We start from the raw sequence: 14,478 nt of genomic DNA, 5'->3' as shown, positions 1-14,478 counted from the left end.
TAAACTTCATTCGTGCCGGGCTGGCGCCCAGCGAGGCTAGCTAGCCAAAATCTTCGACAGGTACCGTGCCACCGCACGAACCGAGGCCATGGAGGTCGGATAGTTCATCCGGGTGGGGCCCAGGACCCCGAGCTTGTTGCGCACATCGGCGCCATAGGTCGTCGCGACCACTGCTGCATCCGAGAGCTGGCCATAGTGGTGCTCGGTGCCGATCGCCACGGCCACCCCGCGAGAATCGGCTTCCAGCTCGGAGAAGAGCTTGAGCAGCACCACCTGCTCTTCTAGCGCCTCGAGCACCGGGGTGATGCTCAGCGGGAAGTCCCCCTCCACGCGGGCGAGGTTGGCGGTGCCGGCCATGATGATGCGCTGGGCATTGGCTGCTTGGGCCATTTCTTCCAGCGCGCCGATCACATGCTCCACCAACGGGTCGGCCTGCTGTGCCGGGCTGAGCTCCATGCGGCCGAGCCGGCCGGCCAGCTCCGCCAGCTGCACTCCCCCGAAATTATTGAGCAGCCACGACTTCAGCTCGCCCAGCTCGTCATCGCTGTAGGAACGCTTGACCGGCATCATCCGCTGGTCCACCGTGCCGTTGGAGGCGATCATCACCATCAGCACCTGGGTTGGGCCCAAGCCCACCAGTTCGAGGTTCTTCAATGACGCGGTGTCATAGTGCGGCACCTGGATCATCGCCACCTGGTTGGTCAATCGTGCCAGCAGGCGCACGGTGCTCTTGAGCATCTCGTCGAGGTCCGTGGAATTATCCAGGATCTTGTTGATGGCGTCGCGTTCGGCCCGCGACAGCGGCTTCAGTTCGCCGATCTCGTCCACGAAGCGGCGGTAGCCCTTTTCGGTGGGGATGCGTCCGGAGGAAGTATGCGGAGCGGCAATCAGCCCCTCCTCTTCCAGCAAAGCCATGTCATTGCGGATCGTCGCGGCGCTGACGCCGAGGTTGTGGCGGTCGAGGAGCGCTTTGGAACCCACCGGCTCACGGGATTGGACGTAGTCCTCCACGATGGCACGCAAAACGTCCAAGCGTCGTGGCTCCGACATGACAGCACCTCCTTGGATTCCCTGTGCCCGGCTTTGGCACTCTAACCTCTCAAGTGCCAAGTCTAATACGTTCAGCTGTTGCTAGCATTGGATTTCGAGCGTATTCGATCACAGCGAAAGGCAGTACGTGGCTAATTACTCCTGGGGACCACGAGATCTCAGTGCACCGGCACCTCGAAAACTCCGCCAGGTCCCCGTGGAACGTGGCATGATCCTGGAAGATGCCACCTCAGGTTGGGTGGGAGAAGTCATCCGTACCGAAAAGTCCGGCGGCATGCGCGTGATCATGCTCGAAGACCGCCACGGCAAGAGCCGTTCCTTCCAAGCCGGCTTCGGGTTCCTCCTCGAAGGCGAACCGGTGGAAATTGTCGAGCCCGTCGCCAAGGCCGCGGCGCCGAAGAACCTGGTTTCCGCTTCGGGTTCGCGTGCCGTAGCGGGGCTGAAGGCCCGGGAGGCCAGGGCCAGCCGCATCTGGGTTGAAGGCAAGCACGATGCCGAGCTGGTGGAAAAAGTCTGGGGACACGACTTGCGTGTCGAAGGCATTGTCGTCGAACCGCTGCATGGCGTTGACGATCTGGCCGGAGCCATCCGCGACTTCGCCCCGTCGCCGCAGCGTCGTCTGGGAATCCTGGTCGACCACTTGGTCGCTGGCAGCAAGGAATCGCGTATTGTCGCCGAGGCGATGCAGGTTCCCGGTGCCGCCGATAACGTGCTGATCCTCGGCCACCCCTACGTTGACGTGTGGCAGGCGATCAAGCCTGCGACCCTGGGCATCAAGGCGTGGCCGGTCATCCCCAAGGGGGTCGACTGGAAAACCGGAGTGCTCAAGGCCTTTGGCTGGCCGCACGCTACGGCAGAGGATATCGGCATCGGATGGCAACGGCTGCTGTCCACGGTGCAGCATTACGGGCAGCTTGAACCGCAGCTGCTGGGCCGAATAGAAGAATTGATCGATTTTCTCACGACCGAAGATTACGGTTTCCTAACGATTGACTAATAGTTGGAGATTAGTCGGCGAATCTCCCCGTCCGCTCAGCCGCGGTCGCTATGATAAGAGGAACCACACTTAAGCAAGACAAGGATTAATAGTGACATCACGCCAGACGAAGCCATCGGAGAATTCCCGCTTCGAAGGTTCCCAGGCCTCTGCGCTGCCGCTGACTCCTTCAGAAGACCGCCAGTGGGCCACGATGGCCCACTTCGGCGCCATCTTGGGTTGTGTTCCATCGGCAATCGTCTTCGCCGTATTCCGTGACCGCGGCCCATTCACGGCACAGGAATCCAAGGAAGCGTTCAATTTCACGTTCCCGCTGACCATTCTGGCCATCGTGTTCAACGTGCTGATGATCTTGCCGGTGATCGGCTGGCTTTTTGCCGTTCTGGCCGTGGCCCTGTGGGTCTACATGACGGTCTCCGGCGCCCTTGCCGCCATCCAGGCCAACAAGGGACGCCCCTACCGCTATCGATTCAATCTGAGGCTGATGAAGTAGCGCCAGCTACCCAGTCTCAGAAATCAAGCAGTTCACGCACCACGAGGTCGGCCAGGAGCCGGCCTCGCTGCGTTAACACCAAGGTCCCGGAGAATGCTGCCTTGGCATCAATCAGCTCGTCTGCGATCAATCCGGCAATCTTCTTGCGCCCGGTCTCATCGAGCTCGCTGATCTGCATTCCAGAGCTCAAGCGGGTGAGCAGCATGGTGCGTTCCAGCTGCACGGCTTGGGCATCCGGGTACTCGCGGCCATGTCCCGGTGAAATTCCGGCGTCGATCCGCTGCTGATAGGCGGCTGGATGCTTCACATTCCACCAGCGCAGTCCGCCAACGTGCGAATGCGCGCCGGGGCCTGCACCCCACCAGTCGCCGCCCTTCCAGTAGGCGATGTTGTGCTGGCACGCATTGGCCGGGGTCTTGGCCCAATTGCTGACCTCGTACCAGGAGAATCCGGCCGCGGCAAACATCTCATCGGCCATCTGGTACTTTTCGGCATGATCGTCATCGTCGATGTTCGGCACCTGGCCGCGGCGGATCTGGGCCGCGAGCTTGGTGCCCTCCTCGATGATCAGCGCGTAGGCCGAAATATGATCAGGCTCGTAGCTCAGCGCGGCTTCGATGCTGGTGCGCCAATCCTCAAGGCTTTCCCCCGGGGTGCCATAAATCAGATCGACACTGACATCCAGGCCGGCCTCGCGCGCCCAGGCAACCGCTTGCGGAACCCGCTTCGGATCATGGGTGCGCTCCAGCACCTTGAGCACATGCGGCACCGCCGACTGCATGCCGAAGGACACCCGGGTGAAACCGCCATCGGCCAGCTCCTGCAGGCTCTCGCGGGTTACCGAATCAGGGTTGGCCTCGGTGGTGATTTCTGCACCTGGCTTCAGGCCGAATTCGTCGCGGATCCTGCCGAGCACCGAAACCAGGTCGCCGGCGGGCAGCAATGTGGGAGTGCCTCCTCCGAAGAAGACGGTCTCGATTTCGCGATCCGGCTGGCCCGAACGGTCCATCACCTCGCGGGCGAAGCTGATTTCCTTGCTGACGGTGGCAGCGTAGGTCGCTTGGCTGGAGCCGGAGCCCAGCTCCGTGGCGGTGTAGGTGTTGAAATCGCAGTAGCCGCAACGGACGGTGCAAAACGGGATATGCACATAAAAGGACATGGTCCGCTCCTGTGCCTCATGCGCGCATGAGGCAGGGAGCAGACCATCGGCCGGAGCCGGATCGCCGTCAGGCAGAACTGATGGCATTTACTTCTTTTTCGGCTCGTCGGTGGACAGCGCTGCAATGAAGGCCTCTTGCGGGACCTCCACGCGGCCGACCATCTTCATGCGCTTCTTGCCTTCCTTCTGCTTTTCCAGCAGCTTGCGCTTGCGGCTGATGTCGCCGCCGTAGCACTTGGCGAGCACGTCCTTGCGGATGGCGCGGATGTTCTCGCGGGCAATGATGCGCGAACCGATCGCGGCCTGGATCGGCACTTCGAACTGCTGGCGCGGGATCAGCTCGCGCAGCTTCGTGGTCATCATGGTGCCGTAGGCGTAGGCCTTGTCGCGGTGGGTGATCGCGGAGAATGCGTCCACCTGGTCGCCCTGGAGCAGGATGTCGACCTTGACCAGGTCTGCCACCTGCTCGCCGTCGGCCTTCCAGTCCAGCGAAGCGTAGCCGCGGGTCTTGGACTTGAGCTGGTCGAAGAAGTCGAACACGATCTCGGCCAGCGGCAGGTGGTAGCGCATTTCCACGCGGTCCTCGGAGAGGTAGTCCATCCCTCGCATGGTGCCGCGGCGGGACTGGCACAGCTCCATGACCGCACCAATGAATTCGCTCGGCGCCAGGATGGTGGCGGCGACCATCGGCTCATGCACCTCGAGGATCTTCCCATCGGGGAATTCCGAAGGGTTGGTCACCGTCATCATCTGCTTGTCTTCGCCCATGACCTCGTACACCACGTTCGGCGCGGTGGAGATCAGGTCCAGGTTGAATTCGGATTCCAGGCGCTGGCGGGTGATTTCCAGGTGCAGCAGGCCCAGGAAGCCCACGCGGAAGCCGAAGCCCAGTGCGACGGACGTTTCCGGCTCGTAGGTCAGTGCGGCATCGTTGAGCTGCAGCTTGTCCAGCGCATCACGCAGTGCCGGGTAGTCGGTCCCGTCCATCGGGTACAGGCCGGAGAAGACCATCGGCTTGGCTTCTTCGTAGCCGCCCAGGGATTCGCTGGCAGGCTTGAGCGAGTTGGTGACGGTATCGCCGACCTTGGACTGGCGCACGTCCTTCACGCCGGTGATCAGGTAGCCTACCTCGCCGACGCCCAGGCCCTTGGTGGGCTCGGGGTTCGGCGAGGATACGCCGATTTCCAGCAGTTCGTGGGTGGTGCCGGTGGACATCATCTGGATCTTCTCGCGAGGAGTGAGCTTGCCGTCGACCACTCGGACGTAGGTGACCACGCCGCGGTAGGTGTCATAGACGGAGTCGAAGATCATCGCACGGGCCGGTGCGTCGGCTTCGCCGACCGGCGGCGGCAGCTGCTTGATGACTTCGTCGAGCAGCGCCTCGACGCCTTCGCCGGTCTTGCCCGAAACCTTCAGCACGTCTTCGGGCTCGCAACCGATCAGGTTGGCGATCTCGGCGGCGTACTTCTCCGGCTGCGCGTTAGGCAGGTCGATCTTGTTCAGCACCGGGATGATCGTCAGATCGCCCTCAATCGCCAGATACAGATTCGCCAGGGTCTGGGCTTCGATGCCCTGGGCGGCGTCGACCAGCAGGATCGCGCCTTCGCAGGCGGCCAGCGAACGCGAGACTTCATAGGTGAAGTCGACGTGCCCCGGGGTATCGATCATATTCAGCGCGAACGTCGTGCCGTCCTCGGCGGCCCAGGGCATGCGCACGGCCTGGGACTTGATGGTGATGCCGCGTTCGCGCTCGATGTCCATGCGGTCGAGGTACTGGGCCTTCATGTCGCGGGCAGCAACAACGCCGGTCAGCTGCAGCATCCGGTCGGCCAGGGTCGACTTGCCGTGGTCGATATGGGCAATAATGCAGAAATTACGGATGAGCGACGGATCGGTCGCGGCAGGCACCTGAGCGGTGCGGGCCAATGGAGACACCTAAACAGACCTCACTAGCTGACTAAAAGACATAGTTGGATTAGCTTCCATTCTGTCATGATTTCCGCGTCATCACATATTTCGACAGCCTCGAACTGGTAGTTTGTCGTGCATGGCACTGAATTCGCAGAAGATATTTAGCATCGTCATGCGCGTGGTCAAGGAAATCAACAAGATTCGCGCGAATTCGACCGGCAGTTCCCCAGCTCGCAATCGCCCGAACGGTCGGACTCGGAGTGCTAGTGGAGAATCTCCAGCAGCTTCCACCGTGCAGCATGCGCCAAGGGGTGCCGGATACCCGGGCGATTACCGTGGCAAGGTTCACTACGAGTACAACCCGTCCAAGGATGGCAATGCTGATCCAGGCGAGATCGTTTGGACCTGGGTTCCTTATGAAGAAGACTATTCGAGAGGCAAAGATCGACCGGTGCTGATTGTTGGACGCGATAGCGGTTGGCTGCTCGGGCTCATGCTAACCAGCAAGGACCGGAATAATCCGGGTCACCGCGATCGGAATTACATGGATATTGGTACCGGGGACTGGGACCGCGAGCGTCGCCCTAGTGAGGTCAAGCTTGATCGCATCATTCGAGTAGACGAACGGGCTGTTCGCCGCGAAGGCGCCATTCTGGACCGCGAACGCTTCTCGAATGTGGTGAACGCCCTAAACGAACTCGCGTAGGCACTCGTTGCCGGGCTCTGTATCTGATAGAGTTAATCCTTGTGTGTTGCGCAGGTTGGGCAACACGCCCCCTTCGGGTCGCCATAGGTGCCCCACACCGCTCAGTCGATGGCCTGGAGGATGAACCCTCTACCGACCGTATAAAACGATAAACGAGAGAGTTTATTAAAGTGGCTAACATCAAGTCCCAGAAGAAGCGTAACCTGACCAACGAGAAGGCACGTCTGCGTAACGTAGCTGTCCGTTCCGAGGTCAAGACCGTGATCCGCAACGTCAACGAGGCAATCGCCGCCGGCGACAAGGACAAGGCAACCGAGGCGCTGCGCCTGGCTGGCAAGAAGCTCGACAAGGCTGTAAGCAAGGGTGTTCTGCACAAGAACAACGCTGCTAACCGCAAGTCGGCCATCGCCAAGAAGGTTAACGCCCTCTAAGCCGAGCTTAGACTTCATCAACTCCCCCGCGCTCATCGAGTGCGGGGGTTTTGTTTTGCCCAAAACTGCTTTTCGCGGCTTTCCCGGATCAGGGACGCGTGGCAGGCTTCGCGGAAGCGGCCGCAGTGGAGGCGCGCACGAATGCATCGTGCGCGCACCCACTGGACCTGAACGGGCTCAGCGTCCAGGTGCCTTGCCGGCAATAAACATGATGGCGTGTTCCAGGGCATATCCGGGTGAACGGCTGCCGCCCTTGACCATGCGGTCGGTATTCGCGATTTCCTCGACGCACAGGGCCAGATCGCCGCGCTTCCAGCCGCGAGCCTGCTGCTGCGCCTGCTGCACCTGCCACGGAGCCATCCCCAATTCGGAGGCCAGGGCAGCAGCAGGTTCATTCACGCCCGCGACCTTGGCGATCTGGCGGACCTTCATCGCCAAGGTGGCAACAATGGGAATCGGGTCGGTTCCGGTACCCAGCGCGTGGCGCAAGGTGCGCAGCGCCAGCTGGGCATTGCCCGAAATCGCCGCATCGGCCACCTTGAACGCGGTCGCTTCGACCCGGCCCCCGTAGTACTTGTCAACGGTATCCTGGTCAATCGTTCCCGTGGTGTCGGCGATCAGCTGGGAGCAGCTCGAACCGAGCTCTGCCAGCGAATTGCCGACTGCGGCAACGAGGGCCTTGACCGCGTCATTGGTAATCCGGCGCTTGGCTGCCTTGAATTCGGACTGGACGAAGTCGATCTTCTCGGAGTCCTTCTTCACCGGCTGGCAGTTGACGACCACCGCGCCGGCGGCCTTGATCGCGTCTATCAGCTTCTTGCCGCGGGTGCCGCCCGAATAATGCATGATCAGCACATTCTCGGGTGCCTGGTCCTTCAGATAGGCCATCGCATCCTTGAGGAAGTACTCGTTCATGTGCGCCAGTTCGTGGACCTCGACCAGATTGGCGGTGGAGAACAGCGAGGAGCTGGTGGCCATGAGCAGCTCTCCCGGCTCGTACTTGGCCGCGTCAAGACGCGTGTGCTGGATGTCGTCCCGCTGGCCGGCTTGGGAGCGCAGCAGCTCGAAGGCGCGTGAAGCGAGGTAATCTTCTGAACCGGTCAACAGGATCAGCGGTTGCGGGCGCAGTTCCCGCCATGAGATTCCCGGATTTGCTTGGGCGCGTGCCATCGAGCTCCTTAGTGCATCGGTCGATATATTGATCCTACCGAACCGGAGTACCCAGGGAGGTACCACGGATGCCCTGGCCGGTAAATGTGAGCAGTACGGTACCGGATTGGTCGGTGCGCAGCACTGTCGCGCCGATCCGCTTCGCCATTTCCAATGTTTCCGGGTGCGGGTGGCCATAGGAATTGTCCTTCCCTGCCGAGACCAGCAGGATCTGCGGATGGATCTGCTCAATGATCCGTGTGCCGCCGTTGCGCGCGCCATGGTGCGAAGCCTTCAAGATCGCGGCATGGCCTTGCGGATGCAGCCGCAGCAGGCGATCCATGGCTTCGGTCTCCATATCCCCGGCCGCAAAGAAATCGACGGCACCACTCGGGGTGGAAAAGCTGAAACGGATGCCCAGCGACGTGTCGTTGGGTTCGGCGTATTGCGCGTACCGCGCCTCAGGACCCACGACTTCGAAGCTCACCTCCTCCGCAGTCTGCCGCGTACCAGGCTCCAGCACCCGAGCCCCGGGCCAGAGTTCCAGATCGAATCCGGTCGAGACCAGGCGGTCCCCGATCCGCACCTTCGACTCCTCCAGTTCCCGGATGGCCCCGAAATGGTCGCTGTGCGTATGCGTGATGAAGACCTTGCCCAGCGTGGTGATGCCCAGCCGCTCCAGGCACAGCAGCAAACCGCTATCGGGGGGCCCGGTATCGATCAGCCAGCCTTCCGCATCCCCCAGGTTGATGACGAACGCATCGCCCTGCCCCACATCGCACATGGCGATGCTCCAATCCGTGGCAACATCTTCCCGATAGAACAGGGTTGCAGGCACAATGAGCGCCACGGCGAAGACCATGATCGCGCCCAGCACGCCGAGCGAGATCTGGCGCACGCGCAGCCGCTCGGTTTCGCGGCCCAGCACCAGCAGCGAGCACAGCGCAAGCGACAGCATGACCGCCAGCAGGATTCCCGGCAGTCCTTCCGGCCATGGACGGGCAGCACCCGGCAGCCCGGAGACGGCATGGGCAACCTTGCCGATGGCTTCGGCTGGAAGTCCGGGCACCCAGATCAGCACCGATTCGAATCCTGGCCATGGGGTGCACAGCAGCAGGCAGATCATGCCTAGCGCGGTAATCAACGGCAGCAACGGCGCCACCAGTAGATTCGCGGGCAGCGAGTACAGGCTGAAATCCGAATTCAATGCGATCACCACCGGCAGGCAGGTGAATTGCGCGGCGCAGCAGATGGCGGTCAGCTGCGCCAGCCAGGCCGGCATGATGTGGAGCAGGATTTCGGTCAGCGCCGGCGAGAGCATGATGATGCCCAAGGTTGCCAGCACCGACAGGGCAAAAGCCGGTTCGGCGCCCAGGCTTCGATCGATGGCCAGCAAGGCTGTTCCGCTCATGCACAGGATCCCCAATGAGCCCTGGCCGCGGCCGAGCAGTACCGAAACCGCCGCAATGCTGCCCATCAGGCTGGCGCGCAGCACGCTGGGATCCGGCCCGGCGAACCAGGCGAAAAGCCCGACCACGCCAATCATCAGGATCGCGCTGGGGACGCGCGGAACCGAGAACAGCCGGAACAGCACCAGCACGATGGCCCCGATCAGGGCGATATTCGAGCCGCTCACGGCGGTGAGATGACTCAGCCCGCTGGATCTCATCGCCTCGCCCAGTGCTTCATCCTGCCCGGAGCGGTCGCCGTAGAGCATGCCGGGCAGCAGCGCCTGCGCGTTGCCGGGCAGGTCGCTCAGGCTGAGGGTGAAGCGTTCCTTGAGCAGGTCGGCGGCCGTCGGTTCCGCCCAAGAACTGACCTGCGGCTCGCTGGCGGCCTGCGCCCACCAGTCGAAGGATCCGGCATCCGCGGCATCCAGATCGAGGATGGCCTCGAACTGCCCGGCGTTGGCAGGCAGCCCGAAATCCACGCTCAGGTAGACCGGCACCTGGCATGCCACCCATTGGCCATCGTTCCAGTAGCGCTGGATTTCCGCCCGGCCCGCGGTGCTTCCCTGGCCCTGCGCGCTGGCCAGGTCCTCGAAACGCACGACCGCGCGCCGCTGCTGCTCGGGAGCGCCGGGCAGCTGGCATTGGGGGTCGGTGAACGACAGGCTGCTGACCGCGACCATTCCCAGCAGCAGGATGATCGGACCGGTGAACCACGGTGCGGCGTAGGCGCGGTCGTGCCGGGGACGCAGGAGCAGGAACAGCAGAAAGGCGAGCAGCGCCGACAGCAGCCACAGCAGCCAGGCCGGGAGGCTGAAATAGGCGGCGGTCCAGGCACCGGCCAGCAGCCACAGGCCCCGGAAATCGGTGTTCACGGGACCACCAGCTCGCTCAGCTGCCCCAGCAGCGCCGGGCCGATGCCGGAGACGGCATCCAGCTCCTCTACGGAGGTGAAGGGGCCGTTCTCGGTGCGGAAGTCGATGATCCTGCCGGCCAGGGCCGGGCCGATCCCCGGAAGCTCCTGCAGGGTCTGCGCATCGGCGGTGTTCAGCGAGATCTTCCCGCCGGCCGTGGCGCTCGGGGCGGCTGGGAGGTCCCTGCCGGTCTCGGTGCCGGGAAGGATGACCTGCTGGCCGTCGACCAGCTTGGCTGCCAGGTTCACCAGCTGCGCCTGGGCGCCCTTGGCCAGCCCGCCGGCGGCCTCGACCGCATCGGTGATCAGCGAATCCGCGGGCAGCGTGTAGACGCCGGGCTTCTTCACCGCGCCCACCACATGGACCGTGACCTCGGGACCGGACGGGCTCGGGGACAGCTGGTCCCCCGGAGCCGTCGCGGAGGGATCGGACACCAGCGGAACCGTTTCAAGCTCCTGGGCTACCGGCGGTGGCGCCAGCAGGATGGAGATCGCGATCCAGGCGAGCACCACGATGACCAGCACCAGCACGGCCACGCGCGAGATCGCAAACCTCAAGCGGCCGGGACGTGGCGCGTACTTGCTGAAGAAGTCGTGGCGGCCCATGGGCCACAGTCTGGGCTATGGCGCCGGCGGGTTGTCCAGGATCGATTCCGGCTGTGGATTCAGCGGCGCGACGCAGACCGCGATCACGCCCATGCCGGTATGCGCGGCCAGCACCGCGGGAAGCGACTCGACCACGACCGGCGCAGCGCTGAACGGGGCCAGTTCGGTGGCGATCTCCTCGGCCAGTTCCTCGGCGCCGAAATGCATCACCCCCAGGCGCACCTCGCCCTTCGCGCCACGGGCATCGCGCAAGGCCAGCGAGACCAGCCGCGCGGTGGCGCGCGCGAAGGAGCGGGGCTTTTCCAGCGCGGCGATCGCGCCATCGGCAATACCGAGGATCGGCTTGAAGTTCAGCAGGCTGCCGAGAACCGAGGACAGTGCGCTGATCCGGCCGCCGCGGCGCAGCTGCTCCAGGCTGGGCACCGCGAAGTACACGGAATTGGCGGTGGCGGTGCCGGCGATCTGCTCGAGCATTTCCAGCGGGGCGCCGGCGTCGCGCGCAGCCAGCACATCGGCCACGGCGAAGCCCTGGGGCAGGCAGACGGTACGCGTGTCGACCACGGCGATCGGCGCGTCGAAGCCGCGCGCGGCCAGGCGGGCGGCATCCACGGTGCCCGACAGCGCCCCGGACATGTGGATCGAGATGACCGATTCGCACCCGGCCTCCAGCAGCTGCCGGTAGGCGCGTTCGAACTCGCCTGGTGCCGGGCGGGAGGTCTTCACCGCCTTGCCCATGGCCAGGCCCATCATCAGCGCCTGCAGGTCTTCGCCCTGCACATGGTTGTCCACGATGATCGGGATCGGCACCTGGATGAAATCCGCATGCCGCGCGAAGGCCTCGGGCAGGCAGGACGCCGAATCGGAGACCACCCCGATGCGGGTACGCGAAAGCCCGCGCGGGGCCAGCCACTTGGGCAGCCAGCCCGCGCGCGAGCTTTTCTGGCGTTCAGTCATGAGCCGAGCTTACGGGGCGGGGACCACGTTCACCAGCTTCGGCGCACGCACGATGACCTTCAGCGGCTCCTTGCCATCGAGCATCCGGATCACCGACTCGTGGGCCAGCGCCTGCTCGCGCAGCTCGTCCTCGGTAATGTCCACGGATACTTCCAGGCGCGCGCGCACCTTGCCCTTGATCTGCACGACCGCGGTGATGGTGTCATCGACCAGCAGGGACTCATCGACCTGCGGCCACGCGCTGGTGACCACGCTCGGGGCGTAGCCCAGCGCTTCCCACATGTCCTCGGCGGTGTACGGGGCGAACATGCTCAGCAGCTGGGCGAGAACCGTAGCGGCCTCGCGCACTGCCGGGTCGGCGGCGCCGGCACCGGAGTCGATGGTCTTGCGGGTGGCGTTGACCAGCTCCATGGCCTTGGCGATCACCACGTTGAACTTGCCCGAGTCCAGCAGCTGCGCGGCCTCGTGCACGGTGCGGTGGGTGACCTGGCGCAGCGCCTTGTCCCCTGCCGCGTAGTCCACGCCTGGTTCGCTGGCCACGTCCTGGGCAATGCGCCAGGCGCGGGCCAGGAACTTCTGCGAGCCCGATGGCGAGACGTCGGCCCAGTCCACGTCGTCCTCCGGAGGGGAGGCGAACACCATGGTCAGGCGCACCGCGTCGACGCCGAACTTGTCCAGCTGCTCGCCCAGATCCACGCCGTTGCCCAGCGACTTGCTCATCGCCTTGCCGCCGTTGAGCACCTGGCCCTGGTTCAGCAGCGCGCTGAACGGCTCGGTCGCGTCGATCAGGCCCAAATCGTGGATGACCTTGGTGAAGAAGCGCGAGTAGAGCAGGTGCAGGATCGCATGCTCGACGCCGCCGACATATTGGCCGACCGGCATCCAGTCGCGCACCGCCTTCGGGTCGAACGGCCCTTCGGCATAGTTCGGGGAGACGAAGCGCAGGAAGTACCAGGACGAATCCACGAAGGTGTCCATGGTGTCGGTGTCGCGCTTGGCCGCTCCCCCGCACTTCGGGCAGGGAACGTTGACCCATTCCTCGGCGGCGGCCAGCGGGCTGGTGCCCTTCGGGGCGAGCTGCTCGCCGCGCAGATTATCCGGCAGGCGCACCGGCAGCTGGTCCTCGGGAACCGGCACCTCGCCGCAGTCCGCGCAGTGGATGATCGGGATCGGGGTGCCCCAGAAGCGCTGGCGGCTCAGCAGCCAGTCGCGCAGGCGGAAGTTCACGGTGTGCTTGCCGGTGCCGGCAGCTTCCACGATTTCGATGGCGCGGGCGATCGCTTCGGCCTTGCCCAGCCCGTCCAGCTGCCCGGAGTTCACCAGCTGGCCCTCGCCGGCGGTGGCGATGCCGGTGGCGTTCGGGTCCTCTTCCCCGGTGTCGACGACCACGCGCACCGGCAAATCGAAGGTGCGGGCGAAGTCCAGGTCGCGCTGGTCGTGCGCGGGCACGGCCATGATCGCGCCGGTGCCGTAGTCGGCCAGCACGTAGTCGGCGGCCCAGATCGGCAGCTTCTCCCCCGACAGCGGGTTGATCCCGTAGCGGCCGGTGAACACGCCGGTCTTCTCGCGCTCGGTGGACTGGCGCTCGATTTCGCTCAGCGCCTTGACCTGCTCCTGGTAGGCTTCCAGCGCTTCGCGGTGCTCAGCGGTGACCAACTCTCCGGCCAGGTCGGCATCGGCGGCGACGACCATGAAGGTCGCGCCGTACAGGGTGTCCGGGCGGGTGGTGAACACCGGGATCTTCACCGCCGGCTGATCCTCGTGCGCCTCGATCTCGAAGGTGACCTCGGCGCCTTCGGAGCGGCCGATCCAGTTCTTCTGCATCAGCAGCACGCGCTCGGGCCAGTGGCCCTTGAGCTGGTCCATGTCCTCAAGCAGGCGGTCGGCGTAGTCGGTGATCTTGAAGTACCACTGGTTCAGCGACTTCTTGGTCACTGCGGTGCCGCAGCGTTCGCACGCGCCGTTGACGACCTGCTCGTTGGCCAGCACGGTCTGGTCCTTCGGGCACCAGTTCACCGGGTGGTCCTTGCGGTAGGCCAGGCCCTTCTCGTAGAACTTGTTGAACAGCCACTGGGTCCAGCGGTAGTACTCCGGATCGGAGGTGTGCAGGCGGCGCGACCAGTCCGCGGAAATCGCGTAGCGCTTGAAGCTGGCGGCCTGGGTGTCGATGTTCTTGTAGGTCCACTCCGCAGGGTGCGCATTGCGCTTGATCGCGGCGTTCTCCGCCGGAAGGCCGAACGAGTCCCAGCCGATCGGGTGCATCACGTCATAGCCGCGCAGGCGCCAGTAGCGTGCGACGACGTCGCCCATGGCGAAGGCCTCGGCGTGGCCCATGTGCAAATCGCCCGAGGGGTACGGGAACATGTCCAGCACGTAGCGGCGTTCGCGGCTGCCGTCATCGGCGGGCTTGAACACCTGTAGCTCGTCCCACACCGGAAGCCACTTGGACTCGATGTCCTTGAAGTCGTAGGTCCTGGGTTCGTTCGTCGATGATGTCACGCTGCTCTTCTCACACGCTTTGCGGAAAAATTTCCGATAGGAAAATTTGCTCTTGGTTCCAGACACAACAAAAGCCCCCAAATTTCCACTCGGGGGCACGGCCATCGGGCCGCGCTTACACTAGGTTGCGCTGAGGATTCATATCGCGATTCTATCGCATCT

12 protein-coding genes are annotated in these 14,478 nt (G+C 63.9%); 4 read left to right on the top strand and 8 right to left on the bottom strand.

What is annotated here, in order from left to right:
- Nucleotides 1-36: 36 nt before the first annotated feature.
- Nucleotides 37-1,050: a heat-inducible transcriptional repressor HrcA gene (hrcA, locus tag BKX98_RS04150; protein ID WP_073706226.1), complete on the bottom strand. Its 1,014-nt coding sequence runs from the start codon at nt 1,048-1,050 to the stop codon at nt 37-39.
- Nucleotides 1,051-1,177: 127 nt separating this feature from the next.
- Here hrcA and BKX98_RS04145 point away from each other — a divergent pair, with 127 nt between their 5' ends.
- Nucleotides 1,178-2,047 carry a DUF3097 domain-containing protein gene (locus BKX98_RS04145; RefSeq protein WP_073706225.1) on the top strand — a complete coding sequence of 290 codons (870 nt, stop codon included), beginning with the start codon at nt 1,178-1,180 and terminating at the stop codon, nt 2,045-2,047.
- 91 nt (nt 2,048-2,138) lie between these two features.
- Nucleotides 2,139-2,540 (top strand): DUF4870 domain-containing protein, encoded by a 402-nt coding sequence (locus BKX98_RS04140; protein WP_073706224.1) that lies wholly within the window; start codon nt 2,139-2,141, stop codon nt 2,538-2,540.
- 16 nt (nt 2,541-2,556) lie between these two features.
- On the opposite strand, the gene hemW is transcribed toward BKX98_RS04140, so the two are convergent.
- Nucleotides 2,557-3,786: a radical SAM family heme chaperone HemW gene (hemW, locus tag BKX98_RS04135; protein WP_038991099.1), complete on the bottom strand. Its 1,230-nt coding sequence runs from the start codon at nt 3,784-3,786 to the stop codon at nt 2,557-2,559.
- Nucleotides 3,787-5,634 (bottom strand): translation elongation factor 4, encoded by a 1,848-nt coding sequence (gene lepA / locus BKX98_RS04130; protein WP_073706223.1) that lies wholly within the window; start codon nt 5,632-5,634, stop codon nt 3,787-3,789. It abuts the gene before it with no gap.
- A 112-nt stretch (nt 5,635-5,746) separates the two neighbouring features.
- Between lepA and BKX98_RS04125 the strand changes: the two genes are divergently transcribed.
- Nucleotides 5,747-6,316: a type II toxin-antitoxin system PemK/MazF family toxin gene (locus BKX98_RS04125; RefSeq protein WP_073706222.1), complete on the top strand. Its 570-nt coding sequence runs from the start codon at nt 5,747-5,749 to the stop codon at nt 6,314-6,316.
- A 170-nt stretch (nt 6,317-6,486) separates the two neighbouring features.
- Nucleotides 6,487-6,747 carry a 30S ribosomal protein S20 gene (gene rpsT, locus BKX98_RS04120; protein WP_038991103.1) on the top strand — a complete coding sequence of 87 codons (261 nt, stop codon included), beginning with the start codon at nt 6,487-6,489 and terminating at the stop codon, nt 6,745-6,747.
- A gap of 177 nt (nt 6,748-6,924) precedes the next feature.
- On the opposite strand, the gene holA is transcribed toward rpsT, so the two are convergent.
- From holA to leuS, 5 genes are read right to left on the bottom strand one after another with little or no spacing between them, the layout of a single operon-like run.
- Complete coding sequence (holA, locus tag BKX98_RS04115) at nt 6,925-7,917, bottom strand: DNA polymerase III subunit delta (RefSeq protein WP_073706221.1); 993 nt, start codon at nt 7,915-7,917, stop codon at nt 6,925-6,927.
- 34 nt (nt 7,918-7,951) lie between these two features.
- The gene (locus BKX98_RS04110; RefSeq protein WP_073706220.1) at nt 7,952-10,219 is read right to left on the bottom strand and encodes a ComEC/Rec2 family competence protein; all 2,268 of its coding nucleotides are present in this window, start codon (nt 10,217-10,219) and stop codon (nt 7,952-7,954) included.
- Nucleotides 10,216-10,863 (bottom strand): ComEA family DNA-binding protein, encoded by a 648-nt coding sequence (locus tag BKX98_RS04105; protein WP_083586607.1) that lies wholly within the window; start codon nt 10,861-10,863, stop codon nt 10,216-10,218. Before BKX98_RS04105 ends, BKX98_RS04110 begins: the two co-directional genes overlap by 4 nt.
- A gap of 15 nt (nt 10,864-10,878) precedes the next feature.
- Nucleotides 10,879-11,817 carry a DegV family protein gene (locus BKX98_RS04100; RefSeq protein WP_073706219.1) on the bottom strand — a complete coding sequence of 313 codons (939 nt, stop codon included), beginning with the start codon at nt 11,815-11,817 and terminating at the stop codon, nt 10,879-10,881.
- Nucleotides 11,818-11,826: 9 nt separating this feature from the next.
- A complete protein-coding gene (leuS, locus tag BKX98_RS04095; RefSeq protein WP_073706218.1) occupies nt 11,827-14,316 on the bottom strand; it encodes a leucine--tRNA ligase in 2,490 nt (829 codons plus the stop codon).
- Nucleotides 14,317-14,478: the final 162 nt, after the last annotated feature.

The sequence above is a fragment of the Glutamicibacter sp. 0426 genome (assembly GCF_001906485.1).
Classification (GTDB): domain Bacteria; phylum Actinomycetota; class Actinomycetes; order Actinomycetales; family Micrococcaceae; genus Glutamicibacter; species Glutamicibacter nicotianae.
Note: the sequence above shows the minus strand (reverse complement) of the source record. Positions and strands in the feature narration are given on the sequence as shown.

Bases quoted from the DNA above. Each gene is read 5' to 3' on its own strand.
- hemW (WP_038991099.1), bottom strand. From the start codon at position 3,786: ATGCCATCAGTTCTGCCTGACGGCGATCCGGCTCCGGCCGATGGTCTG.
- hrcA (WP_073706226.1), bottom strand. From the start codon at position 1,050: ATGTCGGAGCCACGACGCTTGGACGTTTTGCGTGCCATCGTGGAGGAC.
- BKX98_RS04125 (WP_073706222.1), top strand. From the start codon at position 5,747: ATGGCACTGAATTCGCAGAAGATATTTAGCATCGTCATGCGCGTGGTC.
- holA (WP_073706221.1), bottom strand. From the start codon at position 7,917: ATGGCACGCGCCCAAGCAAATCCGGGAATCTCATGGCGGGAACTGCGC.
- BKX98_RS04105 (WP_083586607.1), bottom strand. From the start codon at position 10,863: ATGGGCCGCCACGACTTCTTCAGCAAGTACGCGCCACGTCCCGGCCGC.
- BKX98_RS04100 (WP_073706219.1), bottom strand. From the start codon at position 11,817: ATGACTGAACGCCAGAAAAGCTCGCGCGCGGGCTGGCTGCCCAAGTGG.